This is a genomic window from Flavobacterium sp. (assembly GCF_004295795.1).
GTDB lineage: Bacteria > Bacteroidota > Bacteroidia > Flavobacteriales > Flavobacteriaceae > Flavobacterium.
The window spans coordinates 17,928-42,972 of sequence record NZ_SEBR01000003.1; the positions used below are offsets into that span (position 1 = coordinate 17,928).

Annotated in this window: 22 protein-coding genes; 12 read left to right on the forward strand and 10 right to left on the reverse strand. The window is 46.2% G+C overall.

What is annotated here, in order from left to right; all coding sequences use genetic code 11:
* Positions 1 to 102: 102 nt before the first annotated feature.
* Together EOO49_RS02530 and EOO49_RS02535 are read right to left on the reverse strand one after the other, a co-directional pair.
* Complete coding sequence (locus EOO49_RS02530) at positions 103 to 1,137, reverse strand: radical SAM protein (RefSeq protein ID WP_290842423.1); 1,035 nt, start codon at positions 1,135 to 1,137, stop codon at positions 103 to 105.
* A complete protein-coding gene (locus EOO49_RS02535) occupies positions 1,138 to 2,493 on the reverse strand; it encodes a rhodanese-related sulfurtransferase (RefSeq protein WP_290842425.1) in 1,356 nt (451 codons plus the stop codon). It abuts the gene before it with no gap.
* Between the two features lie 577 nt (positions 2,494 to 3,070).
* Between EOO49_RS02535 and EOO49_RS02540 the strand changes: the two genes are divergently transcribed.
* Positions 3,071 to 3,955, forward strand: coding sequence for a cation diffusion facilitator family transporter (locus EOO49_RS02540; protein ID WP_290842427.1), 885 nt, complete (start codon positions 3,071 to 3,073; stop codon positions 3,953 to 3,955).
* A gap of 152 nt (positions 3,956 to 4,107) precedes the next feature.
* Positions 4,108 to 4,539, forward strand: coding sequence for a hypothetical protein (locus EOO49_RS02545; RefSeq protein ID WP_290842429.1), 432 nt, complete (start codon positions 4,108 to 4,110; stop codon positions 4,537 to 4,539).
* Between the two features lie 54 nt (positions 4,540 to 4,593).
* Here EOO49_RS02545 and EOO49_RS02550 read toward each other — a convergent pair whose 3' ends face one another.
* Positions 4,594 to 6,645 (reverse strand): M13 family metallopeptidase, encoded by a 2,052-nt coding sequence (locus EOO49_RS02550; RefSeq protein ID WP_290842431.1) that lies wholly within the window; start codon positions 6,643 to 6,645, stop codon positions 4,594 to 4,596.
* A gap of 156 nt (positions 6,646 to 6,801) precedes the next feature.
* Between EOO49_RS02550 and EOO49_RS02555 the strand changes: the two genes are divergently transcribed.
* The 7 genes from EOO49_RS02555 (at position 6,802) to EOO49_RS02585 (ending at position 12,822) form a co-directional block, all read left to right on the forward strand.
* Complete coding sequence (locus tag EOO49_RS02555; RefSeq protein WP_290842433.1) at positions 6,802 to 7,476, forward strand: SCO family protein; 675 nt, start codon at positions 6,802 to 6,804, stop codon at positions 7,474 to 7,476.
* A 340-nt stretch (positions 7,477 to 7,816) separates the two neighbouring features.
* Entirely contained in the window at positions 7,817 to 9,160 is a 1,344-nt protein-coding gene (locus EOO49_RS02560) for a DUF2130 domain-containing protein (protein WP_290842435.1), read from the forward strand.
* Positions 9,161 to 9,613, forward strand: a complete 453-nt coding sequence (locus EOO49_RS02565; RefSeq protein ID WP_290842437.1) for a hypothetical protein — start codon at positions 9,161 to 9,163, stop codon at positions 9,611 to 9,613.
* The gene (locus EOO49_RS02570; RefSeq protein ID WP_290842440.1) at positions 9,597 to 10,115 is read left to right on the forward strand and encodes a hypothetical protein; all 519 of its coding nucleotides are present in this window, start codon (positions 9,597 to 9,599) and stop codon (positions 10,113 to 10,115) included. The genes EOO49_RS02565 and EOO49_RS02570 overlap by 17 nt, the downstream gene beginning before the upstream one ends.
* Positions 10,116 to 10,387: 272 nt before the next feature.
* Positions 10,388 to 10,612 (forward strand): FeoA family protein, encoded by a 225-nt coding sequence (locus EOO49_RS02575; protein ID WP_290842443.1) that lies wholly within the window; start codon positions 10,388 to 10,390, stop codon positions 10,610 to 10,612.
* On the forward strand, positions 10,613 to 12,703 hold the full coding sequence (feoB, locus tag EOO49_RS02580; RefSeq protein ID WP_290842446.1) for a ferrous iron transport protein B: 2,091 nt from the start codon (positions 10,613 to 10,615) through the stop codon (positions 12,701 to 12,703).
* On the forward strand, positions 12,700 to 12,822 hold the full coding sequence (locus EOO49_RS02585) for a FeoB-associated Cys-rich membrane protein (RefSeq protein ID WP_290842448.1): 123 nt from the start codon (positions 12,700 to 12,702) through the stop codon (positions 12,820 to 12,822). The genes feoB and EOO49_RS02585 overlap by 4 nt, the downstream gene beginning before the upstream one ends.
* A gap of 111 nt (positions 12,823 to 12,933) precedes the next feature.
* Here EOO49_RS02585 and EOO49_RS02590 read toward each other — a convergent pair whose 3' ends face one another.
* From EOO49_RS02590 to EOO49_RS02600, 3 genes are read right to left on the reverse strand one after another with little or no spacing between them, the layout of a single operon-like run.
* Complete coding sequence (locus tag EOO49_RS02590; protein WP_290842450.1) at positions 12,934 to 13,746, reverse strand: hypothetical protein; 813 nt, start codon at positions 13,744 to 13,746, stop codon at positions 12,934 to 12,936.
* 24 nt (positions 13,747 to 13,770) lie between these two features.
* Entirely contained in the window at positions 13,771 to 14,424 is a 654-nt protein-coding gene (locus tag EOO49_RS02595; RefSeq protein WP_290842749.1) for a metal-dependent transcriptional regulator, read from the reverse strand.
* A 47-nt stretch (positions 14,425 to 14,471) separates the two neighbouring features.
* Entirely contained in the window at positions 14,472 to 16,352 is a 1,881-nt protein-coding gene (locus tag EOO49_RS02600; protein ID WP_290842452.1) for an Nramp family divalent metal transporter, read from the reverse strand.
* 85 nt (positions 16,353 to 16,437) lie between these two features.
* On the opposite strand from EOO49_RS02600, the gene EOO49_RS02605 reads away from it, so the two are divergent.
* The gene (locus EOO49_RS02605; RefSeq protein ID WP_290842454.1) at positions 16,438 to 18,690 is read left to right on the forward strand and encodes a TonB-dependent receptor; all 2,253 of its coding nucleotides are present in this window, start codon (positions 16,438 to 16,440) and stop codon (positions 18,688 to 18,690) included.
* Positions 18,691 to 18,792: 102 nt separating this feature from the next.
* Positions 18,793 to 19,203, forward strand: a complete 411-nt coding sequence (locus EOO49_RS02610) for a BrxA/BrxB family bacilliredoxin (RefSeq protein ID WP_290842456.1) — start codon at positions 18,793 to 18,795, stop codon at positions 19,201 to 19,203.
* A gap of 54 nt (positions 19,204 to 19,257) precedes the next feature.
* Here EOO49_RS02610 and EOO49_RS02615 read toward each other — a convergent pair whose 3' ends face one another.
* The 3 genes from EOO49_RS02615 to EOO49_RS02625 all read right to left on the reverse strand — a co-directional run bounded on the left by EOO49_RS02615 (position 19,258) and on the right by EOO49_RS02625 (position 22,939).
* Positions 19,258 to 20,061 carry an NAD(P)H-binding protein gene (locus EOO49_RS02615; RefSeq protein ID WP_290842458.1) on the reverse strand — a complete coding sequence of 268 codons (804 nt, stop codon included), beginning with the start codon at positions 20,059 to 20,061 and terminating at the stop codon, positions 19,258 to 19,260.
* Positions 20,062 to 20,136: 75 nt separating this feature from the next.
* Entirely contained in the window at positions 20,137 to 22,563 is a 2,427-nt protein-coding gene (locus EOO49_RS02620) for a M28 family peptidase (RefSeq protein WP_290842460.1), read from the reverse strand.
* A 28-nt stretch (positions 22,564 to 22,591) separates the two neighbouring features.
* Positions 22,592 to 22,939 (reverse strand): hypothetical protein, encoded by a 348-nt coding sequence (locus EOO49_RS02625; protein ID WP_290842462.1) that lies wholly within the window; start codon positions 22,937 to 22,939, stop codon positions 22,592 to 22,594.
* Positions 22,940 to 23,207: 268 nt separating this feature from the next.
* Here EOO49_RS02625 and ssb point away from each other — a divergent pair, with 268 nt between their 5' ends.
* Positions 23,208 to 23,543 carry a single-stranded DNA-binding protein gene (gene ssb, locus EOO49_RS02630; protein ID WP_290842464.1) on the forward strand — a complete coding sequence of 112 codons (336 nt, stop codon included), beginning with the start codon at positions 23,208 to 23,210 and terminating at the stop codon, positions 23,541 to 23,543.
* Here the strand turns inward: ssb and EOO49_RS02635 are convergent, their stop codons facing one another.
* Positions 23,544 to 24,899 carry a hypothetical protein gene (locus tag EOO49_RS02635; protein WP_290842466.1) on the reverse strand — a complete coding sequence of 452 codons (1,356 nt, stop codon included), beginning with the start codon at positions 24,897 to 24,899 and terminating at the stop codon, positions 23,544 to 23,546.
* Between the last annotated feature and the right edge of the window lie 146 nt (positions 24,900 to 25,045).

Genomic DNA, 25,045 nt, shown 5'->3' on the forward strand with positions numbered 1-25,045 from the left:
TTGATTACAGAAAAGCTGTAAAATTTGTTAAAAAACGTTAGACTGGATTGCTATTCGCGAGTTTGATCCAAATCGCCGAACAGATGGGCGCCAACCTCCGAATTAATTGATTTCCACCGAATAATTCAGCATGTTTCGGTTCTCCGAATCGAGTTTTTCCCGAGACACAAAAACGTTCCGAAACAGCTCAGCACTCCATTTGGTGCGTTTTCGCCAATGGCCAAAAGTCTCGTTTCTCCAGTCGAAACCTTCTTTCCAGGCGTCGCGGGGCGAAATGTAAAAATAGGTGTAAGGAATAAGGTAAGAACTGTCGTTTCGCGATTTGACCTTCAAGGATTCGGTCTCGTTACGCACCACAGACTGTGGATAAAGCAAAGTGATGTTGCGTTGCTCGCTCTCGGTTTTCATGCCCGAAGAAATTCTGATGTATTCACTCTCGATTTTTTTGAGGCTGAAATTGTCGTAAGTGGTTTCGCCTATTTTGTCGATCGGGCGCAATTGGATGATGTTGATCGAGTACTTTCCGAAAACCTCGAAAAACTGCTCGAGTTCGTAGAAATTGTCTTCGTTGAACGTGTAATTCATGCGAAGGCGAAGATTCGGGAAGCGGGTTTTCACGTTTGTGATCGCTTGCAGGATTTCGTGGAATTTCTCGAAATTTCCTTTGTCCATCAAATCTTCGTACGTCTCTTTTTTTACGCCGTGCACTGAAAGTATGATCTCGTTCAAACCCGCATCGGCGAAAGCCTCGATATCTTTTTCATCGATGAGATTGCCATTCGTAATCATGCTGATGTAAGGCACGCCGTGGGTTTTGGCAAGAGCGATAAGCTTGGTGTTGTGCTTGAACAAAGTAGGTTCTGCACCGCAACCGATCTGGAGTTTGAGTGCGTTCTTGAAAAACGATTTGGCCATTGGCTCGAGATCGTCTTCCTTGAACATGCCTTTCATGTTTTTGCGCACGAATTCGGCATCGGTGAAATAACACATCTTGCAGCGCAGGTTGCACGCCAAAACGGGATCCATCTGGATCGACAAAAATCGCCTGTCCAAAACCGACAAAAGCCACAGGCCAAGAAACTTGACGCGGTGGCTTTTGATGCGCTGGTTGAGTTTTAACAGACGATAAATGTCCATTTATCCCAGGATTTTATAAAGTTTATCTGACAAACGTATGCGATAATCGAGTCTAAAACTAACCAAATCGCCTTTTTTTGCGGTCGTCGCCGGCAAATCGTTCACGAACATTTCTGCGATGATCAATCTTTGCTCGCCTGTCGTCGGGCCTGAAATCAGGATTTCGTTCGAGACGTAAAGTTCGCCTTCCTCGACCAAAAACTGTCCGATGGAAGCTTTTGGGAAGAAGTGAATTCCTTTTCCGACGTAAGCTTTTTTGAGCTTCGAATTCGTCGCCACGCGCTTTCTAGTTTCGGCCGCGACCGTTCCAACCACGCCTTCACCAGAGTTCCGATACGTCAAAACGTCCGATTTCCCTTTCTTGAAAACCATGTTCCCGTTTTTGATCCCGCGTCGCAACGCCTTTTGCTCGTCTTCGGGCAATTGCACTACTTCGGCGCAAGCGGTCGAACAACAACCGTGCATGGCTTCAGCACATTCGTCACATTGGATGAAAAGCAAGTGGCAAGCCTCGTTCGCGCAATTCGTGTGCGTATCGCAAGGTTTCCCGCATTGGTGGCAATTCGCGACGATATCGTCGGTGATCCGTTCGCCCAGACGGTGGTCGAACACAAAGTTTTTCCCAATGAATTTACTCTGCAAACCTTCAGATTTGACTTGTCGTGTATATTCGATTATTCCGCCTTCGAGTTGATAAACGTTGTTGAATCCTTTGTGCTTGAAATACGCGCTGGCTTTCTCGCAGCGGATTCCGCCCGTGCAATACATCAGCAAATTCTTTCCGTCCTTGAATTCCGAAAGCTGGTTTTCGATGATCGGAAGCGATTCGCGAAACGTGTCGACATCTGGTTTTATCGATCCGACAAAATGCCCGATCTCGCTCTCGTAGTGGTTTCGCATGTCGACCACGATCGTGTTCGGATCGTCCAACATCGCGTTGAAATCCTTGGCTCCGAGGTGAATTCCTTTGTTTGTCACGTCGAAAGTCGCGTCGTTCAAACCGTCTGCAACAATCTTGTCCCGCACTTTTATCGTGAGTTTCAGGAACGAATGATCGTCGTGCTCGACAGCGATATTCAATCTGATGCCTTGCATGAAATCGTATGTTTCGAGCGTGTCGCGAAATTCGTAAAAATGGTCGGCAGGCAGCGACAATTGAGCGTTTATGCCTTCATTGGCCACGTAAATCCGACCCAAAACCTCAAGCGGTTCCCAAGCCAAAAACAAATCGTCGCGGAATCTCTTCGGATCTTCAATTCGCGCATAGGCATAGAACGACAAAGTGAGTCGTTGCTTCCCGGCCTCATCGATAAGGGCGGCTCTTTCCTCTGCGCTCAAAGTGTTGTACAGTTGCATGCTATAAACAGTTTAAGTGGAGCTTTTCGGCCTTTTCGCAAAGCCGGATCAATCGTAATTTCGGGCGCAAAGATACGCCTTTATTGAGATTGTGCAACTCGTAAAAATCGCTTTTGAATAACGATAATTTGTTCGCATGCAATCGTTTGGACCTACATTTAACATTTTTTACAGATTTTCTGTAAGGATAAGAGCGGTTTGCTTTCGAACTTTGCTAGACCTAACAAATCTCACAGATTTGTTAGGTCTGCAAACCCAAAAAACTGATGTGGATTTGATGTGTCGAAAAATCTTACGGTTTTTAAGGATTTGGGCGCATCGCGGCGGGAAATCTCCAGTAGCAACAACTCCAAATTCGCCGCGACCGGGCTGACCCGCTTCTAGCTTTCTGGCAAAACGCCGGTTTTGTAAGCGAGACGCGAGCTTCCTTTGGTCGCTGCGCCTCGCAACAAAACCAGGCGTTTTCCTGCAAAAGGCTATCCGCTTGCATCCCTTGCGCAAACCGCGATTTCCAAAACCACAATTTATTTATTGCGAAAATCCGTTCCAAAACCGCCGCTCACTTATCTTTGCAACCATGTCTGACCACGCCAAAGAAGCCGTTAAAACAACCTACCTGAGCATTTTGGGAAATCTGGTGTTGGCCGCTCTCAAGTTCACGGTTGGTTATTTCGGCAATTCTTACGCGCTTATCGCCGATGCCATCGAATCGACCTCAGATGTTTTTTCATCGTTTCTGGTACTTCTCGGTCTCAAATATTCTTCGCGTCCGGCAGACGAAAACCATCCGTACGGACACGGGAAAGCCGAAGCACTGATCACATTCTGCGTCGTAGGATTTTTGGTAGTTTCGGCAACTGTCATCGCTTACGAAAGCATCGAACATATCCAGACGCCACACAAAATCCCCGAATCGTACACGCTTATCGTGCTCGCGGGAATCGTCATCATCAAAGAAGTTTTCTACCGAGTCGTGTCCAAAAAGAGTGAAGATACAAATTCGTCCTCGCTAAAAGCCGACGCTTGGCACCATCGCAGCGACGCAATCACTTCGGGAATGGCTTTCATCGGAATCTCGATCGCAATCTTCTTCGGGCCTGGTTACGAAACTGCCGACGATTGGGCGGCCTTGCTCGCATCGGGATTCATCATCTACAATGCTTATCTGATTTTCCGTCCGGCTTTGGGAGAAATTCTCGACGAAAATCTGCACCATGAAGTCGTCGAGAAAATCCGCGTGATTGCACGAAAGGTTCCGGGCGTGATCGACACCGAAAAACTGCACGTGAGGAAATCGGGAATGAAGTATTTGGTCGACTTGCATCTTACGGTGAACGGCGACATTTCGGTAACTGAAGGCCACGACATCGCCCACGATCTCAAAGACAAAGTCCAGCTGGAAATGCCCGAAGTCGCCGATGTTTTGGTGCACGTCGAACCGCATCATCTGGCCAACCTATAAAAGAGAATCGTCCTTTTGAGACACATCTCTATTTTTGACAGAACAAATAAATCACAAGTGAATGATTTCGTCGTCAATCTGAAGTATATCGTAGGATTTAACTAATCGGTTGAATTGGAAGCGCGTAGGGATAAATCCAGAATTATCTTAAGATGAAGTTTTTTTCAATAGTCCTGATTCTTTTCCTGTACACTAGTTGTAGTGCGCAAAAGCCATGTATTGATTTTTCTGACGCTTATTTTTTTGAAATCGAGGGTTCGAAACTCTTGGAAAAGATAAGGATTGAAGATCATTCAAATGCTGCCAGGAAAATGTATGTAATTCGTGAAACTACAGGTAAATACATTATTCTGTCTACTCCAGGCATGGAAGCTACTGTACTCAAAGGGGAAAAAGGTAAGAAAATCGTTCATGACAGGATCATATCCTTGAATGAACTGAATGACAAGGGGCTATCGGAGTCATTACTAGTGAAGTACAAACTTGATTCTCCAAATCTTCGCTATTACATGGTTCAAAAAGGCAAAGATGGCTATAGACTGTTTCCTCTGAAGATTTTTTTCGAGGGACTTTATGAAATGTGATTTAAAAAGGCTGTCCTTTTGAGACAGCCTGTTTTATTTATGGACATTCGGTTTTTACCAAATCTTGACGCGTTTGTCCGGAGCAACGTACAATTTGTCGCCTTGCTTGATTCCGAAGGCCTGATAGAAACCTTCCACGTTCTGCAAAGGCACATAAGCGCGAAACATTCCCGGCGTATGCGGATCGGTTTTCACTTGGTTTTTGATCGCTTCATCGCGCATTTTGGTTCTCCAGATCGTTCCCCAAGAAATGAAGAAACGCTGTTCCGGCGTGAAGCCGTCGATTTTTCCCGGATTTCCCTTTTCTTTGAGATACAAAAGCAGTCCGTCGTAAGCCGAATTGACTCCGCCAAGATCGCCGATGTTCTCGCCAAGCGTGAATTTTCCGTCGACGAAAGTGCCCGGAAGCGGTTCAAGGGCCGAATATTGCGCAGCCAAAGCCGATCCCAATTCAGTGAATTTCTTCAGATCTTCCTCGCTCCACCAATTCACGAGATTTCCGTCGGCGTTGAAACGCGAGCCCGAATCGTCGAATCCGTGAGAAATTTCGTGTCCGATAACCGCTCCGATGCCACCAAAATTCACGGCGGCGTCGGCTCTGTAATCGTAAAATGGCGGTTGCAGGATCGCAGCCGGAAACACGATTTCATTGTTGGTCGAATTGTAGTACGCGTTCACGGTTTGTGGCGACATTCCCCAACGTTCCTTGTCGACGGGTTTCTTGAGATCTTTGAGGCTTTCGCGGTGGCGCCATTCGGCCATTGCCGTGAAATTCGAGAAATAGCTTCCACCTTCTTTCGGCGATTTTATGCCCAAATCAGAATAGTCTTTCCACTTGTCCGGATACCCGATTTTCACGCGGTATTTCTTGAGTTTGGCGATTGCCATGGCACGCGTTTTTTCGTCCATCCAGGGAAGTGCGTTGATTCTCGTCTCGTAAGCGCGGAACAAATATTGGATCAGTTCTTCGGCTTTGGCCTTGGCTTCTGGCGGAAATTTCTGTTCGACATACAATTTGCCCAAAGCTTCGCCTATCGATCCGTTCACCGATTGCAGCGCGCGTTCGTCTCTCGGGCGTTGTTTTACCGCTCCAGTCAACGTTTTTCCGTAGAATTCCCAATTGGCGTTTTCGATTTCGGTCGTAAGCGCGCCGGCCGAACGGTTGAGCAACATCCAACGCAGATACGCTTTCCAGTCCTCGACTTTTTTCTCGTTGAAAATGTCGTTCAGCGCCGTCATGTATTTGGGTTGGGAAACGTTGATCGTGTCGAGTTTCGGCATTCCTACGCCAGTCAGATAAGTTTCCCATTGGATTGCCGGCATGAGTTTCTGTAAGTCCGAAACGGTCATCGGATTGTAGGTTTTTCGGCGGTCGCGACGTTCTACACGGTCGAGTCTTGGCTTGCTCATGGCGATTTCCAAAGCCAGGATTTTTTCGGCATCCGATTTTGATTTCGTCGGATTTTCCCCGAGATATTGCAACATTCGCGTGACGTGAGCCACATATTTCTCGCGTTTTTCCTTCGAATCGGCATCGTCGGACACATAGTAATCGCGATCGGGCAAACCGAGGCTTCCGAGCCCGAGCCCGACTTGGTTCTTATTGCTGTTTTTGGAATCCGGACCAACGCCGACGCCAAAGAATCCGAGGCCGCCTTTCGGTTCCATCCAAATCAAGAAAGCCTGCAAATCAGCTACCGACCTGATCGCATTGATCTTGTCGAGATACGGTTTCAAAGGCTTGATGCCGGCTTTGTTGCGTCCGACAGTGTCTAAAATAGAGTTGTAGTAAGCGACCGCTTTTCCCTGGTCGGTTTTGGACGTGTATTTTGGATCGATAGCCGCCGATTTGAGGATTGCGAGTGCGTCGGCATCTGTATTCTGTCTGAGTTCGTCGAAACTTCCCCAACGCGTGCGGTCGGCGGGAATTTCGGTTTTGTCGAACCACGTTCCGTTTACGAATCGGAAGAAATCATCGCCGGGTTTGACTTTCGTGTCCATGAGCGAAAGGTTTATGCCCGGATTTTTTTGTGCCGATTGTGCAAATGCGCCAGAAGCGGCAATCACAGGCAACATCAGCCAAAGTTTGTTGCTGTTTTTTCTCATAAAGATTGGGTTATGTGCAAAGTCATAAAAGTAAGGAGTTAGTCGCTCGCACGCCAATTTTGTTTCGGCTTGACCGCAAAAATCGGTGTTAAAATCTTGGATGTTGCTCAAACTTCTGTCGTATTTTTGCGCCCGAACCGAACGATATCTATATTCATGGCGTCCTTTTTAAGAAAACACCGCATTTTTTTCATCGCCATGGGATTGGTCGCAGTCCTTTCGATCTCGGCATTTTATGTGGTTTTGAAACCTAAGAAAAGCCTCAAGATCTATTCTCCGGCCGACGTGAATCCTGAAATGGTCGACTCGACGCTTCAGGAAATAAGGAAAACACACACGATTGCCGACTTTTCTTTCGTCAATCAAAACGGAAAAACCATCACGCAAAAGGATTACGAGGGCAAAATTTATGTCGCCGACTTCTTTTTCACGACTTGCCAATCGATTTGCCCGATCATGACATCGAATATGGTTGAGGTGCAAAAGGCGATCGCGAATAATCCGAAAGTAATGATCTTGTCGCACACCGTCATGCCCGAAGTCGACAGCGTGCCGATTCTTAAGAAATATGCGCTCGAAAAAGGCGTGAACGATGCCAAATGGAATCTCGTGACGGGCGATCGCAGCAAGATTTACGAAATGGCGAGAAAGTCTTATCTGGCCGTGAAATTGGGCAAACCCGAGGAATTGTACGATATGGTTCACACCGAGAATTTCGTGCTTGTCGACGCCAAACGTCGCGTGCGGGGATTTTATGACGGCACGAAACCTGAAGACGTCAAGCGCTTGATCGAGGACATCAACTGGTTGAGTATGGATGGAAATGACTGAGATTCCCCGAATCGCAGATTCGGAAACGCACCTTGCGAAGTCACAGACTTCGCACACCTACATTTAACAAAAACTACAGAAAATCTGTAAGGCTGGCATTGGTTTACGTCCGAACTTTGCAGACCTAACAAATCTCGAAGATTTGTTAGGTCTAGCAAAACCTCAAAATTTGATGTGTTTTTGATGCGCCCGAAGAAGGCCAAATTGGAACACAAAAACGTCGGAATGCGAAACTTGCCTCGATTCTATTTTCCGGAATTCTTTCACTGTTAATAAAATACCGCAATCTCGCGATGGCATCTAAACGCTTTTTCCCACTTTTATACAAACAACATTTGTCATGAACGAAATAATCTGTCCGAGCTGCAAAAAAGCATTCAAAGTCGATGAGGCCGGATTCGCCGATATATTGAAACAAGTGCGCGATCACCAATTCGAGGAAGAATTGCTGGCGCGTTTGCAGTTGGCCGAACGCGAAAAAGAAAGCGCAATCAAGCTTGCAGAGGCGAATCTTAGGAATTCCATACAGGAAAATCTTGCGGGCAAGGACAAGGAAATCATTGAACTCAAAGCGAAAGCCGAACGCGATCTGGCCCAGACATTGGCTCGAAAGGAAGCCGAAATCGCCGAAATGAAATCGAAAAGCGAGCGCGAGCTTTCACAGCAATTGGCCACGAAACAGTCGGAGATCGCGCAAATGCGAGCCAAGATCGAACACGCGGAAATCGAGAAACAATTATCGGTTACTGAAGCGATAAAGCAAATCGAGAAAGAACGCGACGGATTGGCCAACAACCTAAAAGTCAAGGAAACCGAGTCGCAATTGCTGGAAAAATCGTTGGTAGAGAAGTTCTCGGCCGAATTGCGCACCAAAGACGACGTCATCAAAATGAAGGACGAGGAAATCGCTTTGCGCAAAGACATGAAACTCAAGCTTTCGACGAAAATGATTGGGGAAACACTCGAGCAACATTGCGAATCGGAGTTCAATAAATTGCGTGCGACGGCGTTCCAACGCGCTTATTTCGAGAAAGACAACGACTCGCGTTCGGGCAGCAAGGGCGATTTCATTTACCGCGAATCGGATGAAGCCGGAAACGAGATCATTTCGATCATGTTCGAAATGAAAAACGAAGGCGACGAAACGGCCACGAAAAAGCGGAACGAGGATTTTTTCAGGGAATTGGACAAAGACCGAAGCGAGAAGAAGTGCGAATACGCCATTATGGTTTCCTTGCTCGAAGCCGAAAACGAGTTCTACAACACGGGAATCGTCGATGTTTCGCACAGATTTCCAAAAATGTACGTCGTGCGCCCGCAGTTTTTTATTCCGATAATCACGCTTTTGCGCAACGCGGCCATGAATTCTATGAGGTACAAAGCGGAACTCGCGATGGTGAGAAACCAAAACATCGATATCACGAACTTCGAAGAAAACATCAATACTTTCAAGGAAGGATTTGCGAGAAACTACGAATTGGCAAGCCGAAAATTCAAGACTGCGATAGACGAAATCGACAAGACGATCATTCATTTGCAGAAGACGAAAGACGCTCTGTTGTCATCTGAAAACAACCTGCGTTTGGCCAACAACAAAGCCGAAGATTTGACGATCAAGAAACTTACGCACAACAATCCTACGATGCGCGCGAAGTTCGATGCGCTTTCGGATACTGACGAATAAATGGCAACTGATAAATTGAACGCTTTTTTCGAAAGGGCGATTTTGCTAAAAGACGCAAATTTGGCCGAAGAAGCGATTACAGCCGTTTTTTCGCAAGAAAAGCCTAACATTTTTGAGAACTATCTCAGTGTGTTGCTCGTTTCTGATTGGCATTTCAGGCACGAAGATATCGCTCATTTGCTGCAAACGATCGCGAGCCCTAAATCTGTTGGATTTTTGTTGGACGCCACGACCCTGAAATTTGGTTATTTGGCTTATGACGATTCGCATGCTTTGGCGAGAAAATGCGTTTGGGCTTTGGCCGATATCGGAACCGGAGAAGCAAAAGCGGCATTGACGGAAATCTCTAAAAATGAAGATCCGAAAGTTGCCGGATATGCCCAAAAAAGATTGGACAAGTGGACAATTGAAGTATCGAGAAAAAATAATAATGCCGATGAGAAACGAATCTGACGCAAAGCAAGTTGAATCCGAATTCACGTTCAGGGCGTATCTCACAGCGATTTTGGGAGTCGCTTCGATTTTGGCGGCGCTCATTTTCGGACTGAATGTTTTGGTCAGGACGCCGATGCAGATTCGAGGAATCGACATTTACGTGATGAGTTTGATCCTTTTTTCCTGCTGCTATTTGTTTTTGGGTGAGTTGCGAACGAAAGCAATCAAAATTGTCATCGGTCAAAACGGAATGGAAAAAAGCGGTTTTTTGGGATTTGGAGGCAAGGTCAACTTCAGATTTTCAGAGTTTGACGGATTTCTCACCTGTGACATCGCCACCAAAAACGTAGTGCACGAATACCTTTATTTGATGAAAGGTGACAAAAAGCGCATCAAGGTCTCAGAGGCTTACCACGCCAACTATCGCGAGTTGAAAGACCAAATCGCCTTGAAAGTAAAGAACAGCGGACATATCCAGTTTGTTTTTTGGGACGAGGTAAGGGAAATTTTCTCCAAATGACAACTTGATTTTGTCAAACGGACGAATTCCTAGCCCCGATGCAAGCGGTTAGCTTTTCGAAGTCAAAGCCGACATTTTTGCCAGGCTGCAAAAGCGACCGAAGGAAGCTCTTTGCAGCCTGTTTTGCAAAATGCGGATTTGGCGAGAAAACTAAAAGTGGGCAGCGGGATTTTGCTTCTTAAAATTATCACAAGGTTAAATCTTCGTCGGTCGTGAAACTTTGCGCTCGGAACTTTTGTCGTACTTTTGCGCATAATCAATCTAAATAAGGTTTGCACACGACGGTCGATTTACTGAAAAAAGGCGATAAGGCCATAATCACCGAAATCGATTCGGACGCGCTGCCGCTAAAATTGCTGGAAATGGGTTGTTTGCCCGGGAACAGTGTAGAATTATTGCAGATCGCGCCACTCGGCGATCCTATGTATCTTGACATAAACGGCGCGCGCTTGGCGATCCGCAAGGAAACCGCAAGGCTGATTGCCGTAGAAATCTAAATGAGTAACGAAAATATCAATGTCGCGCTGATAGGAAATCCCAACGTTGGAAAGACTTCTGTTTTCAACGCACTTACGGGCTTGAACCAACAGGTAGGGAATTATCCGGGAATTACGGTCGAGAAAAAGGTCGGATTTTGCAAACTGTCGAATCACGTAAAGGCGAACATTCTCGATTTGCCCGGAACATACAGTTTGAACGCGAGTTCGATGGACGAAAATGTCGTGATCGAATTGCTGCTGAACAAGAATGACAAATTGTTTCCGGACGTGGCCGTGGTTGTCACCGATGTGGAAAACCTCAAGCGAAACCTGTTGCTTTTCACACAGATAAAAGACCTGGAAATTCCGGTGATTCTTGCGATCAATATGTCGGACAGAATGGTTCCGAAAGGCATTTCGCTCGACATTGCGTATCTCGAACAACGTCTGAATACCAAAATCGCACTTATAAGTACGCGCAAGAAAAAAGGGATTGACGAGCTCAAAAACCTGATCGTTTATTATAAAAATCTTTCGACCGAACCTTGTTTGAACGCTTCGGCGATCGATCCGGACTATTTTGACCGACTTCGCAAAACTTTTTCGAACGAACTTGTGTACAAGCTTTGGCTCGTGATTACGCAAGACGTGAATTTTCGTGGCGTCGAGAAAAAGGAAATCCTGTCTGCCTCGCGAAAGTCTGACTCGGAACTCAAGCGCATGCAGCAAAAAGAGACGATAAAACGCTATCAGTTCATAAACGATGTCTTGCGCGTCGGACAAACTATCGACAAGGAATCGGCTCAGGATTTCGGAAGCAAACTCGACCGAATCCTCACGCACAAAGTTTGGGGTTACGCGATTTTCTTCTCGATTCTGTTCCTGATTTTCCAAAGTATTTTCAGTTGGTCAGAATTGCCGATGGACTTGATCGACGGCGCTTTCGGATGGCTTTCGACGGCGGTTCAGGAACACATGCCGGCCGGGATTTTGACCGATCTGATTTCCCAGGGAATCGTTCCGGGAATCGGCGGAATCGTAATTTTCATTCCGCAGATCGCGTTTTTGTTCCTGTTCATTTCGATTCTGGAAGAAAGCGGCTACATGAGTCGCGTCGTGTTTTTGATGGACAAGATCATGAAACGCTTCGGACTTTCGGGCAAAAGCGTCGTGCCACTCATTTCAGGAACGGCATGCGCGATTCCGGCGATTATGGCCACGCGGAATATCGAGAACTGGAAAGAGCGATTGATCACGATTTTGGTTACGCCGTTTACGACTTGTTCGGCTCGACTTCCGGTTTATACGATCATCATTTCGCTCGTGATTCCGGAGAAAACCGTTTTGGGATTCCTCAATGTGCAAGGTTTGGTACTGATGTCGTTGTACGTCGCCGGATTCACGATGGCGATTCTCGCAGCATACATTCTCAACAAAATTCTCAAGGTAAACGGCAAGAGCTATTTTGTGATTGAAATGCCGAACTACAAATTGCCTTTGTTCAAAAATGTCGGGATCAACGTGCTTGAGAAGACAAAAGCTTTCGTGGTCGGAGCCGGGAAAATCATTTTGGCGATTTCGATCGTGCTTTGGTTTTTGGCGTCTTACGGTCCGGGAGAGGATTTTGAAAATGCCGAAAAAGTGCTGACAACGCAACATCCGGATTTCTCGAAAGAACAAATCAACACCGAAGTCGCATCTTATAAACTCGAAAATTCCTACCTCGGAATAGCCGGAAAAGTCATCGAACCCGTAATTCGGCCGCTGGGTTACGACTGGAAAATCGGTATTGCCGTTTTGAGTTCGTTCGCTGCGAGAGAAGTTTTCGTGGGAACTTTGGCCACGATTTACAGCGTTGGGGAAACCGAAGAACAAGATCCGATCAAGACCAAAATGGCCAATGAAATCCGTCCCGACGGCTCGAAACTGTTCGACCTTCCGACAGGAATTTCACTGCTGTTGTTCTACGCGTTCGCCATGCAATGCGCGAGCACGCTGGCAATCGTAAAAAAAGAGACGAATTCGTGGAAATGGCCCGCGATCCAATTCGTGTTAATGAGCGCAATCGCCTACGTTTCGGCCTTGCTCGCCTATCAATTCCTAAAATGATACAGCAAATAATCGCTTTCGGAATCCTGTTTGTCGCCGTGTACTTCTTGGCGCGAAAGTTCTTTTTCAAGAAGAAAAAAAAGGACGGATGTGGCGGTTCTGACTGCAAATGTGATTGATTTTTCACATCAGATTGTTTCCTGAAATCACAATCCGTTGCTGACATTTTTCCAAAAAAAAAGCCGATCGCGTTACAAATGCAATCGGCTTTAAACAACTATTTTCTTAGATCAGATTTTTGAAACAGTCGCCACAGTTGAGTTCGTGGCCTTGCTCTTAACGGTCAACATCATGCCCGGAGCAGCTTCGATTTCCATGTCCATGTCCATCGTAGTCGAATTTTTCTTTAGGTACTTATCGGCTATGCTCACTTCAACTTTTCCGGCTCCGCTTCCTGTCGCTTTCATGTTGATGTCTTTCATGTCGCCGTCCAAAGTCATGGTTTGAACCGTGTCGAAATACCCGATTCCGTTTTCGATTTTCGTGAGTTTGTAATTCGTCTTGATCGTTGCGTTCATGGTTCCCAATTGTCCAAGCGGAATTTTCAACGGAGTCGTATCGTCAAAAGTGTCGCCCACTTTCAGAGCGGTTTTTGGAAAATTGATATGTTTCAAGCCAGATTCCAAAGCGATGTTAAGCGTGCCTTTTACTTCCTCGGTGACATTTTCGCCCTTGACGTCAGTCATCGTGAATTTGCCGTCAGCATCAAAACTTCCGGTAACAGTCATGTTGCTGACAGGACTTTTTTGCTCCTGGTTTTGTCCGCCGACCATTTGTTTTACAACGACGTCTCCGTATTTGATCTCCGCAGGAATTTTCCCGCTTGCATCAGCTTTCGAAGCCGTGATCGTCATCGGACTTTTCGTGTCCTGCATAATGTTCATCGGACCTTGACCCGGAACGTCCATGTTCATATTGTTCAAAGTCGTAGATTCGAGCGTGTACTTCTTTTGTGGCTGAACCTTGATTTCGAAGACCTGAGATTTTTGTGCAGATGCGAAACCTGTCACCAAAAAAGCCAAAACGGCAATTGAATTTTTCATTGTTTTTGTGTTTATGCCGCCAATTTACGCCTTTCGCACGTACAAATTGCCCGCAATTTTATTAGAAATCGTTAATTCGGAACTTCCGATGTCGATTCGAAGCGATAAATCGAAACTTTCCTTGGCCAAGATCGTGATTTTGGTGCCAAGAGAGATTTTTTGTTTGTCGAGATATTGCAGAAATTCCGAAGTCGTGTCCTTGACGCCAACGCAAATCCCCGATTGTCCTTCCTCGAGTTCAGACAACAGGTGTTTCTCGACTTTCACGATGCGTCCGTGAGCGTCCGGAATTGGATCGCCGTGCGGATCTTCGGTCGGATTTCCGAGAAAATCGTCCAGGCGATTGATGAGTTGCTCCGATTGGATGTGCTCGAGCTGTTCGGCAATGTCGTGCACTTCATCCCAATTAAAATCGAGTTTTTCCACCAGGAAGACTTCCCAAAGCCTGTGTTTGCGAACGATCATTTTGGCGGCAAGCAAACCTTTGTCGGTAAGCGAAACGCCTTGGTATTTCTTGTAACTCACCAATTCTTTGTCCGAAAGCTTCTTAAGCATATCGGTCACGGACGACGCTTTGGTCTCCATTTTTTCGGCAATCGCGTTCGTACTGACGTCATTGTCGTGAATGGCCGTGAGGTGAAAAATAGTCTTGAGGTAATTTTCTTCAGAAAAAGTCATATCAAAAATCAAGTCGTAAGAAGAATTCATTGGCCAGAAAAAGTCTGTTATCGGCCTTTTTTGACAATCACTAGCGGAATCGAAATCCCGTGTCGAACTTTGCCTACTGTCGTTCCAAAAAGCAAATCCTTGAAGCCGGAATGTCCGTGCGTTCCCATGACCAAAACGTCAAAATTGCCCTCATTAACGACCTTGGCGATGCCTTTGCCAGGATTTCCGAAGCCGAGTTTCGTCTCGATTCTATAGCCTTTTTGGGTCAGCATTTCGTCGTATTGCAACAGCAATTGTTCATCAACCGAAGTTTCGTGATCGACGATATTGTCGCCATACATGATCGCTCCGACGGTTTCCACTACGTGAATCAAAGTGTAGCTCGCATCGGTTCCGCCAAGCGAGAAGGCGTGGTTCAAAGCGTTTTCGTCGGCGCGCGAAAAGTCTACAGTCACGGCAATTTTCTGTTTCTGTGATTCGCCCGAACGCGCATATTGCAGTTTCAAGCTGTGAGGCGAATGGTTGTAAATGTGTTCTTTCGGCTTGATCACGAACGGTTTCACGATAATATATAAGAGCAAAATCGCGAATCCGACTACCAAAGGAACGACGATAAGCCAAATCCAGATTGGGTTTTCCGAAAGCTCGAGCCAGCCTTTAATCTCGTCGTAAACCAATTTCGCGTTCAACGAAACAATGATCGCCGCGATGAGCCAAGCCGCAATCTGCGTGACACGACTGATATGGAAACCTTTCATTTTGGTCTTGTCGGACACGAAATGAATCAACGGAATAATTGCAAAACCAAGCTGCAAACTCAAAACGACCTGACTGAAAACGAGCAATTTTCCGGTAATGCCTTCGCCGAAGATCGTAATGGTGATCACCGCCGGAACGATTGCGATCAACCGCGTCACAATGCGCCGAACCCAAGGTTGGATGCGCAAATTCAGATAACCTTCCATGATGATTTGTCCGGCCAGCGTTCCGGTTACCGTCGAGCTTTGTCCGGCTGCGATCAGGGCGACGGCGAACAAAATCGGAGCCCATTTCGTTCCGAGCAAAGGCGCGAGAAACTTGTGTGCGTCCTGGATTTCTGCCACTTCGTGCATTCCGTTTTTGTAGAAAGTCGCCGCGGCAAGAATCAAAATGGCGGCGTTTACGAAAAACGCCAAATTGAGCGCAATCGTCGAATCGATAAAATTGTATTTCAGGGCTTGTTTGACGCCTTCTTTCGTCCGATCGAATTTTCGCGTTTGCACCAAAGACGAATGCAGATACAAATTGTGAGGCATCACAGTCGCCCCGATAATCCCGATGGCGATGTAAAGCGCGGCTTCTCCGGGCAAGGACGGAACCAATCCGGCGACGATCTTGTCGAGTTCGGGCTGGGCGAAAATCATCTCGCAAACAAACGAAATCCCAATGATGGCGACCAATGCGATGATAAAAGCCTCCATTTTCCGCATTCCCTTATTGATCAAAAACAACAGTAGAAAAGTGTCCAAAACGGTTATGAAAACGCCGTTGAGCAGTGAAATGTCGAAAAGGAGATTGAGTCCGATCGCCATTCCCAAGACTTCGGCCAAGTCGCAGGCAGCAATGGCAATTTCGGCAAGGAAATAAAGGATGTAATTGACAAAAGGCGAATAGGTTTCGCGCGAAGCCTGGGCCAAATCGCGTTGTGTGACGATTCCGAGGCGCGCACTTAAACTTTGCAATAAAAGCGCCATGATGTTGCTCATCAGCAAAACCCAAATCAGCGCATACCCGAATTGGCTGCCTCCGGCGATGTCGGTTGCCCAGTTTCCGGGATCCATGTATCCGACAGAAATCAAATAGGCCGGACCCAAAAACGCGAGAATTTTTCGAAATCCCGTTTTTTTGTCAGACGTAGCGATCGATCCGTGGACTTCTTCTAAAGACTTGCCTTTCATGTATTTCCTAAATTATAGCAAATATGAATATTTTTTTTAGCTAAAGCAAATTATTATTTTTAGGTTTGTCTAAAAATTAATTATAGTGAAGCTAAATATTGTTTTGGTCTTGATCTTGTTTTTGCCGATAATTTGCTTCGGACAAGGAAAAATCTCCGGAAAAATCCTCTCGGACGGCTTGCCATTGCCGGGCGCGAACGTCTCCTTACTTCCAACGTCCAAATCGGCATCGACCGATGAAAACGGAAATTTCAGCTTTTCGGAAGTCGTTTTTGGCGATTACACTTTGAAGGCAAGTTTCATCGGACTGCAGTCGGTCGAGCGCAAGATTTCGGTAAAAGATTCCACCGAAATTGTCGTAAATTTTGCACTGAAAGCGGAAAATTCACTCGAGGAAGTCGTCGTCACCGGAACGCTCAAAGCCGTCACGCGATCGGAAAGCGCTGTGCCTGTCGAGATTTATTCGAGCACCTTTTTCAAAAAGAATCCAACGGCCAATATTTTCGAGGGATTGCAGACCGTGAACGGCGTACGGCCGCAATTCAACTGCAATATTTGCAACACGGGCGACATCCACATAAACGGGCTCGAAGGTCCGTATACTTTGGTTTTGATCGACGGAATGCCAATCGTGAGCGGACTTTCGACGGTTTACGGATTGTCGGGAATCCCAAATTCGCTGGTCGACCGAATCGAAATCGTGAAAGGTCCGGCCTCGTCACTTTACGGAAGCGAAGCCGTCGGAGGACTGATCAACATCATTACCAAAAGTCCTAAAAATACACCGGTTTTCAGCGCCGATGTTTTCTCGACGAGTTGGGGCGAAGTCAATGCCGATGTCGGTTTCAAGCTCAACCCATCGGAAAAATTCAGTGTGCTGACGGGAATCAACTACTTCAATTACTCCAATCCTATAGACGAAAATGGCGATAATTTTACCGATGTGACTTTGCAGGATCGCATCTCGATCTTCCAAAAATGGAACCTGAATAGAGAGAGTGAGAAGCTGTTTTCGGTAATGGCGCGCTATTTTTACGAAGACCGATGGGGCGGCGATATGCGATGGAACAAGAGTTTTCGAGGTGGAAACGAGATTTACGGAGAAAGCATTTATACCAATCGCTGGGAATTTGTCGGCGCTTACGAATTGCCGCTTCCGGAAAAATTCCTGTTCAATTTTTCTTACACCGATCACGACCAGAATTCGGTTTACGGACAGACGCAATATCTTGCACAGCAGCGAATCGGCTTTGCCCAATTGACCTGGGACAAAAAAATCGGGAGACACGACATGTTGTTCGGAGCTGCGATGCGCTACCAATATTATAACGACAACACGACGGCCACGGCTTCGGCTGACGAAACCACGATTCCCGGAATTTTCGCCCAGGATGAGATCAAGCTTGCCGAAAAACACCATTTGTTGCTTGGCGCACGCTACGATTACAACAGTCGTCACGGTTCGATTTTTACGCCGAGACTCGCGCATCGCTGGAAAATTTCCAAAAACTCAATTCTTCGCCTGAATGCAGGGACTGGCTTTCGCGTCGTGAATCTGTTCACCGAAGAACACGCCGCTTTGACCGGATCTCGCGAAGTTATCATTGAAGGCGATCTCAAACCCGAGCGATCCATGAACGTGAATTTAAATCTACTCCAGAAATTTCCGCTCGAAAACGGACTGATAACTGCCGAAATCGCAACTTGGTACACACATTTTTCAAACTCGATATTGCCAGATTACGACACGAATCCGAACGCGATCATCTACAAAAATCTCGACGGAAATGCTGTGACAAAAGGCATAAGTGCAAACATTGACGTGATAACAGGTTTCGGTTTGAAAGCCATGATAGGCGCGACTTTTATGGATGTTTCGAGAACCGAAAACGGCGTGAAAGAACGTCAGATCTTAACCGAAAGATTTTCAGGAACGTGGACGATTTCCTACAGTCTTCCGAAGTTGTTCCTGTCGATCGATTACTCCGGAAATCTTTACGGCCCGATGCGGCTTCCGCTTGCCGGCGAACTCGATCCGCGGCCGGAATATTCGCCAACTTGGAGCATCCAGAACATCCAGTTTACGTTTACCAAGATCCGAAATTTCGAAATTTACTTCGGAGTCAAAAATCTTCTGGATTGGACGCCAGCCAAAAATTCACCTTTCCTGATTGCGCGTTCCAACGATCCGTTTGACCAAAATGTGCAATACGGCCCGAACGGAAACGTGCTCGCAACGCCCGACAACCCTTACGGCCTGACTTTTGACACAGGTTATGTTTACGGTCCAAATCAAGGTTTGAGGACTTTTGGCGGAATTCGGTACACGTTTCGCTAATAGGCTGAAACTATCGGGTCAATCAGTTTTTACGATTGACGGAAATCGATTTTGAATCGGCATTTCTGCGTATCTTTGCAACCTAACTCAAGCACATTTCATATGTATCCAGAAGATTTGGTAAAACCGATGCGCGAGGAGCTTGTCTCTGCCGGTTTCCAGGAATTATATACAGCCGATGCAGTTGAATCGGCACTTACGCAACCGGGAACGACCTTGGTTATAGTAAATTCAGTTTGCGGATGCGCCGCCAGAAACGCGCGTCCTGGAGCGAAAATGAGCCTTACGGGAGACAAAAAACCCGACCATTTGGTAACCGTTTTCGCCGGAATGGAACGCGATGCAGTCGATGCAGCCCGCGAAAAAATGTTCCCTTTCCCGCCTTCATCGCCAAGTATGGCCTTGTTCAAGGACGGTGAATTGGTGCACATGCTCGAACGCCATCACATTGAAGGTCGTCCGGCAGAATTGATCGCCGACAACTTGAAAGACGCGTACGACGAATATTGCTGATTATCCGTTACAAAAGTTTGAAAGGTCGCCAATCGGTGGCCTTTTTTTGTGGATTCAAAGTTCGGGATGCAGAAAATTGTATTTGATGAAACGGATCAGCTTTCCGGTAGCGACCTGTTTTCCAACAGACGCATTTTTTCGCGTAAAACTCGGCAAAGGCAGTTCCATTTCACGCGCTTTTCGGCTGTAATATTCTTCCCTTGTCGGATGATAAGGCGCGACAGCATTGAAAACTTCACCCCAGATCTTGTTTTCGATGATCTTGATGATAATGTTCAGGCAATCTTCGCGATGGATGAGGTTGATCGGAGCATCGGGATTTTCGACGTTTTCCTTTCCGGACAAATATTTCACGGGATGTCGGTCGTTGCCGATGAGTCCGCCGAAGCGCAAAATCGTAGTATGGAAATGCGTGCTGATTTGCAGGAAAGTCTCTGCTTCAAGCAATTGTTTTCCGTTTTCTGTAACTGGTTTGGGTTCGATTTCTTCAGAAGCCGTACCCGTTTCGTCTCCATAAACCGATGTCGAACTCACGAAAAGCACGTTCTTGATTTTGGCGTTTTCGATGTATGGAATCAGGTTTTTGATCTTGTCGGAATACGAGCCAGCCGATGATTTTGGCGGAACGTCTATAATCAAAGTGGAAGAAGATTCGAGAAATTGCTCGAGGTCACCTTTGACCGAATCGGTTTCCAATGTCACTAAAAACGGCTCGATTCCCGAATTTGCGAGCACTTCCAATTTTTCGTCCGAAGTCGTCGATCCTTTGATATGGAAGCCGTGAGCTGACAAAGTTTTCGCCAATGGCAATCCGAGCCAGCCGCAGCCTAAAATACTGATGTTGTTTTTTGTTGCCAAAATGCTTCCTTCAATCGTTTTTCAAATTCTCATTCGCTTGTCCGGATTATAACGGACTTGGCAGGTTTTTCGTATCTATTGCATCGGTTGCGCGACCGGAACTGGCGTCGTTTCAACTTCCTCGTCCATATCTGGAATCGTATCGCCTTGTGCCGATGGGAGCTGGAAATTTCTTCGCGATGGCACCGGAATTACGGTTTTTGGAGTTGGCGCGATTTTCTTTTTCACGCAGATCGCATCGGTGAGTACAAAAGGTTTCGGCATCATCCAATCGGCGCGTTTTTTCATGATGAATAACGGATTGGTCATCAAATCGAAAGAAGCTTCCAAAAGTTCCATGTCGAGTGCTTTTCCTTTTGGAATGCTGAATTGAAGCGTTAAAGGTTCGTTGTCGACGACATAATAACTCAACAACTTTTTGCCATTCCGGGGATAAGCCGATCCTTTCTGTCCCAAAAGTTCTGCGCCGTTTGCTTTGAGATTGTGGAAAACCAAGCCTTCGTTGGCGAAAATATCGTATCGGTTCACTTTTCGGTTCGGACTGATTTTAATTGTCAGATAACGTTGATTTCCGATGATGCTGTCGAAAAGGAAATCGACATAAGGTTCGTCAATGTCGCGCAACATTGCGTCATAAGAATGTGTGAACACCGAATTATATTTGGAGAAAAGCGGCGTTTTATTGAGTGGTTCGGCATCTTTCGGATTTTCCGTCAGATACGTTTTCGTCCACTCGTCAAGGTGTTTGTCGTAGGTCGCCCAATAAGCTTTGTCGGTTGTAGCGTCGTAATAATAGACCAAACTGTTTGGTTTGGCCTTGCCCGGTTCGAAATCCGAATAAGTATTCGCGCCAACAAAACATCCGATCGAACCCAGAATGAAAATCGCTGCCCAAATACCTTTTTTCGGAAACGAAGCGAAAATCGGCAAAAGCAATCCGAAGACCAAAATCGTCAGGATCGCGCTTCCGAATAAAATCTTGAGTCCAAGCCCAATCGGAAACATCGCGATAAAAGGCACATAAACGAAAAATGCAGGAATCGCAAAAAGTGCGTTCAACAACTCGCTCGACCGTTGGGTTGCGACGTAAAACGCAAACATCAACAGCGCGAAGAAAACCGGAATGATAAAAAACCCTGCGCCGGGTAAGAACGCCATCAGTCCGAGGTTTATTAGAAGCCAGACCAGCAAAGGCGCGACGGTATAATTTCCGACAGATGTTTCGGTCGCCGCACTTACATACCACAAAAATCCAATCCCGATACTCAAGAGCACGAACGACGCGATATACCAATGCCCGTTGTAGGTGAATCCTTGCAATATTTCGGTGTATTCCGGATAGATCGCCAAAACCGTACGCCATCCGAAAAAGCCCAGAATTCCGGCGGTAACCAAAGCTCCAAAGAACAGGATGAAACCTTTTCCCATTTCTGCCGGTTGCAGCAATCGCTTGCCCATTCCGACGAAAACCAAAAGCAAAAACAGTAAGAACGCGGCGGTTAAAAGCGCAAAATTCCACGAAAACGGATAGTGGAAAAACCCGATTGGCGTGTTGTAGTAGACCTGGTCGTCGTCGGCATCCAAAGTCGACAGGTTCGTGTTTGCAAAATAATTCAGCAGAGGCACGAGATAAGAGCCCTGATGTTGAATCGTCTCGACGCCCAAGTGCGAAAAATCGTCCTGAGCCGTATGGTAGTTGTAATGCCCGTCGATAAAGGCGAAATTGAAACCTTGGATTTTTCCTTGCTCGCGAAAAACGGTCAGATCAGTGTCGTTCGGCAACATCTTATAGATGCTGTACATGAGCGAATTCGAAACCGGATAAGATGTTCCCGCGTCGTCAAAGCCTTCGACCATTCCCGAATTTCCGCCGTTGACTTCCATCAACATGTAACCCGGACCTTGGCTTCCGCGCGCCTCGAAATTCAACGCCAAACCGATTTGTTTTGCCCATTTGCTTTGGGTCACGAACAAGGCCGCGCCGTTCAATCCCAGTTCTTCCGCATCTGTAAAAACAACGAAAATGTCGTTTTGGTGAGCGGTTTTGTTGTGTAGATAAGCCCTGATGGATTCCATGATCACGGCAACTCCCGAGGCGTCATCGGCCGCTCCATGCGAATAGGAGTGAGGCGCACTGTCGTAATGCGAGAGCAGCAACAACGCTTTTGCATTCGTCGTTCCTTTTATTCGGGCGATGATATTTCGCGATTTGACGAGATTTCCCCAATCGGTGAGTGTCGTGCCTTCCTGGATTTCGGTGTCGAGTCCGAGTTGCTGCAATTCCTTTACCAGATAACTTTCGACGTTTTTGTGGTTGTCCGAACCTACGTAATGCGGCTCTTTTGACATTTCCCTGACGGTTTCGAGTGCGCGTTTTGTAGAAAATTCTGAAAGTGGCGCAACATCGCTTGAGACGTGTCTTGGCATCAAGTCGAAATACATCCAACACAAAATTCCAAACAGGAAAAGGGTTGAAAGCAATGAGGCGTAGGTTTTTTTCATGGTGGCTTTGTCGTTGTTTGTTTGGCAATCACTCTGGTTTTCTCACTAGCATGAAGGCGTCGTCCGAAAGATTGTGGTAGCCTTGGTCGTAAAGAAAATAGAAAGTTTTGCCTTTTTTCGTCGTCCGGATGTTGGTGAAATAGCCAAAATCGAAACCCTTATTCAGGAGTTCTTTTCTGGAAGCCGTGCACTCTCCATGCGCGTTGATTTCTTTCAAAATCCGGTAATTCCGACGCAATAACCTGTTTACGTTTCGCATAAAGCAGTTACTGTCTTTGTTGATTCTGTTGTTGTAAACGTTTCGGCAGCCGTCACTGCAAAATTTTTTATCCTGACGACCGACGATGCGGCGCTCGCATTCCGTGCATTTTTTCATAAGGCGTGTAATTAAGATTGTATGGATTCGATGGTAAACTGCTCGCAAATTGTAACATAAATGCTTGTAGTTCAGGAAATATGCCAAATTCTCGGGCTATCAAATATAAGAATTTATCTCATTTTTATCCGACAGTAAACGTTTACAAACGATTATAAACGACAGTAAACGTTTAAATACCGACTAATTGGCAATCGATGTTTCATATTTGCCAAATCGAACTGCGGAAAGGCTCCGCATTTTTAAACCATCTAAATTTTTATACGCCATGAATTCATTACGCAACAAAGTGCAACTTATCGGACATGTAGGACAAGATCCTGAAATCAAGAGTTTCGAGAACGATCGCAAAAAGGCAAATCTGAACCTCGCCACGACAGAGGTTTACCGGAACGAGAAAGGTGATAAAGTGGAAGAAACCCAATGGCATCGCGTCATCGCCTGGGGAAAAACTGCCGAAATCATCGAAAAGTATGTGGGTAAAGGAAAGGAAATCGCCGTCGAAGGGAAACTCGTACATCGCAATTACGACGACAAGAACGGAGACAAGAAATACATCACAGAAATCGTGGTTGATGAGCTTATGCTTCTGGGTGGAAAATAATCAGTTTCCGAACATGTTATCCTCGGGCGATTCTTCCTGGAACTTTCTCAGGATGATCATCTTTGAACGCGAATCATAGTACGCAAGAATCTGCGCTTTATTATAAAGAGATAAAGAGTAAGTCACAATAGACTCATTTTCTGATAGAAAGGTCGAAAGGAAATCGAAAGCGATCGCGTTCTGCTCCTTTTTCGAATGAGCGAAATTTGCGTCGAACAGCGATTCGAAATAGATCACTTGGGGAATTTTGGAGTCGTAAAGGCTATCAGGATCGAAACTGCCGTTTCCTGTTATGGCAACGCCAAGGCCTATCGTTCCGAGGATGATTCCGCCGGTTCCGGGAATTTCCCTTACGCCACCACAATTGAGTAAAATCCCTTGCGGCGTGGCGTAAGCGGAAACGGCCGGTTGGCTTCCGTCGAGGCGCGAGAGGAACTTTTTGGTGGAGGAAAGCTCGAAAGGTTTGCGATTGCCGTTCTGAACAAGCAAAGGAGAGTTCTTGAAATCAACGACCTGATTCGTTTCAACGCGATACTGTTTTAAAACCGATGCGTTTTTTTCAAGTTTTTTGCTTTCAAGAACCAGTTCGGAAGAAGAAACCCTGATCTGCACCAAAAGCGAATCGATGACAAAGGAGTTTGCGCTGCTAGCGTCAGTCTCAGTCAGCGACGGTTGTGCGAAACGGGTTTCCGTCACGGAAAAGTCAGCTGTTGAAATGCTGAACACTTGGGTGAAATTCGGGGACATGTCGAACGTAAAAAGAATTTGACCCTTGGAATAAAAAAGTTTGGTTGCCGAAGCGGTTTGGGTCAAAGACGGAAAACTTCCAGGTGCGATGATCTGCAAAGGCGACTGCTCGAATAGCTTGAAAAGTTTTAGCTTTTTGTCTTGTCGGTCGATGATTTCAAAGTTAGACAAATCGACGACCTGTTCTTGAGGATTTCCATTGTGGAAAGTGCGGATTTTCAGCTTCTGTTCCTCGTCGAAAACGGTAAGCAGGTAAAAAATTCCGTCATTGGAAAAACTGCCCAAATACGTTTCCTTCTCGAAAGAGAAAGTGTAAGCATTTTTGGAAGATTGACGCTTTTGGAAATCAAATCCGGTTACCCAAAGCTTGTCGTGGTTTTGAGATTGCCAGTACAGATAGGCACCTCCAGAATCAAAGCTTGATCCTGCTGCGAAGGCGTCAGAGTCAGGAACGTTCATTGACAGACTGTCGCGAAAAAAAAGCGCGCTGTTGTATCTAAGACAGTAGGCCTTGTTTTTGTCCGAAGCGAATGTGTAGAAATTTCCGTCGGGAGAAGCCGAAGCCAATATCTGACGTTTGTCGTAAGGCTTTTTGAGCTCAAGTTTCAAAGACGAAACCAGCGTTTGGCTATGGCCGATTCCGAAACATAGCAAAAATAGGAATAAGAGTTGTTTCATATCCAAAACAAAACCCTCCAAAGCGGAGGGTCATTTTTTATGGGCGAGACGCTTTTCGATCAAATCGAACATTGGGC

Bases quoted from the DNA above. Each gene is read 5' to 3' on its own strand.
- EOO49_RS02530 (WP_290842423.1), bottom strand. From the start codon at position 1,137: ATGGACATTTATCGTCTGTTAAAACTCAACCAGCGCATCAAAAGCCAC.
- EOO49_RS02535 (WP_290842425.1), bottom strand. From the start codon at position 2,493: ATGCAACTGTACAACACTTTGAGCGCAGAGGAAAGAGCCGCCCTTATC.
- EOO49_RS02540 (WP_290842427.1), top strand. From the start codon at position 3,071: ATGTCTGACCACGCCAAAGAAGCCGTTAAAACAACCTACCTGAGCATT.
- EOO49_RS02545 (WP_290842429.1), top strand. From the start codon at position 4,108: ATGAAGTTTTTTTCAATAGTCCTGATTCTTTTCCTGTACACTAGTTGT.
- EOO49_RS02550 (WP_290842431.1), bottom strand. From the start codon at position 6,645: ATGAGAAAAAACAGCAACAAACTTTGGCTGATGTTGCCTGTGATTGCC.
- EOO49_RS02555 (WP_290842433.1), top strand. From the start codon at position 6,802: ATGGCGTCCTTTTTAAGAAAACACCGCATTTTTTTCATCGCCATGGGA.
- EOO49_RS02560 (WP_290842435.1), top strand. From the start codon at position 7,817: ATGAACGAAATAATCTGTCCGAGCTGCAAAAAAGCATTCAAAGTCGAT.
- EOO49_RS02565 (WP_290842437.1), top strand. From the start codon at position 9,161: ATGGCAACTGATAAATTGAACGCTTTTTTCGAAAGGGCGATTTTGCTA.
- EOO49_RS02570 (WP_290842440.1), top strand. From the start codon at position 9,597: ATGAGAAACGAATCTGACGCAAAGCAAGTTGAATCCGAATTCACGTTC.
- feoB (WP_290842446.1), top strand. From the start codon at position 10,613: ATGAGTAACGAAAATATCAATGTCGCGCTGATAGGAAATCCCAACGTT.
- EOO49_RS02585 (WP_290842448.1), top strand. From the start codon at position 12,700: ATGATACAGCAAATAATCGCTTTCGGAATCCTGTTTGTCGCCGTGTAC.
- EOO49_RS02590 (WP_290842450.1), bottom strand. From the start codon at position 13,746: ATGAAAAATTCAATTGCCGTTTTGGCTTTTTTGGTGACAGGTTTCGCA.
- EOO49_RS02595 (WP_290842749.1), bottom strand. From the start codon at position 14,424: ATGACTTTTTCTGAAGAAAATTACCTCAAGACTATTTTTCACCTCACG.
- EOO49_RS02600 (WP_290842452.1), bottom strand. From the start codon at position 16,352: ATGAAAGGCAAGTCTTTAGAAGAAGTCCACGGATCGATCGCTACGTCT.
- EOO49_RS02610 (WP_290842456.1), top strand. From the start codon at position 18,793: ATGTATCCAGAAGATTTGGTAAAACCGATGCGCGAGGAGCTTGTCTCT.
- EOO49_RS02620 (WP_290842460.1), bottom strand. From the start codon at position 22,563: ATGAAAAAAACCTACGCCTCATTGCTTTCAACCCTTTTCCTGTTTGGA.
- EOO49_RS02625 (WP_290842462.1), bottom strand. From the start codon at position 22,939: ATGAAAAAATGCACGGAATGCGAGCGCCGCATCGTCGGTCGTCAGGAT.
- ssb (WP_290842464.1), top strand. From the start codon at position 23,208: ATGAATTCATTACGCAACAAAGTGCAACTTATCGGACATGTAGGACAA.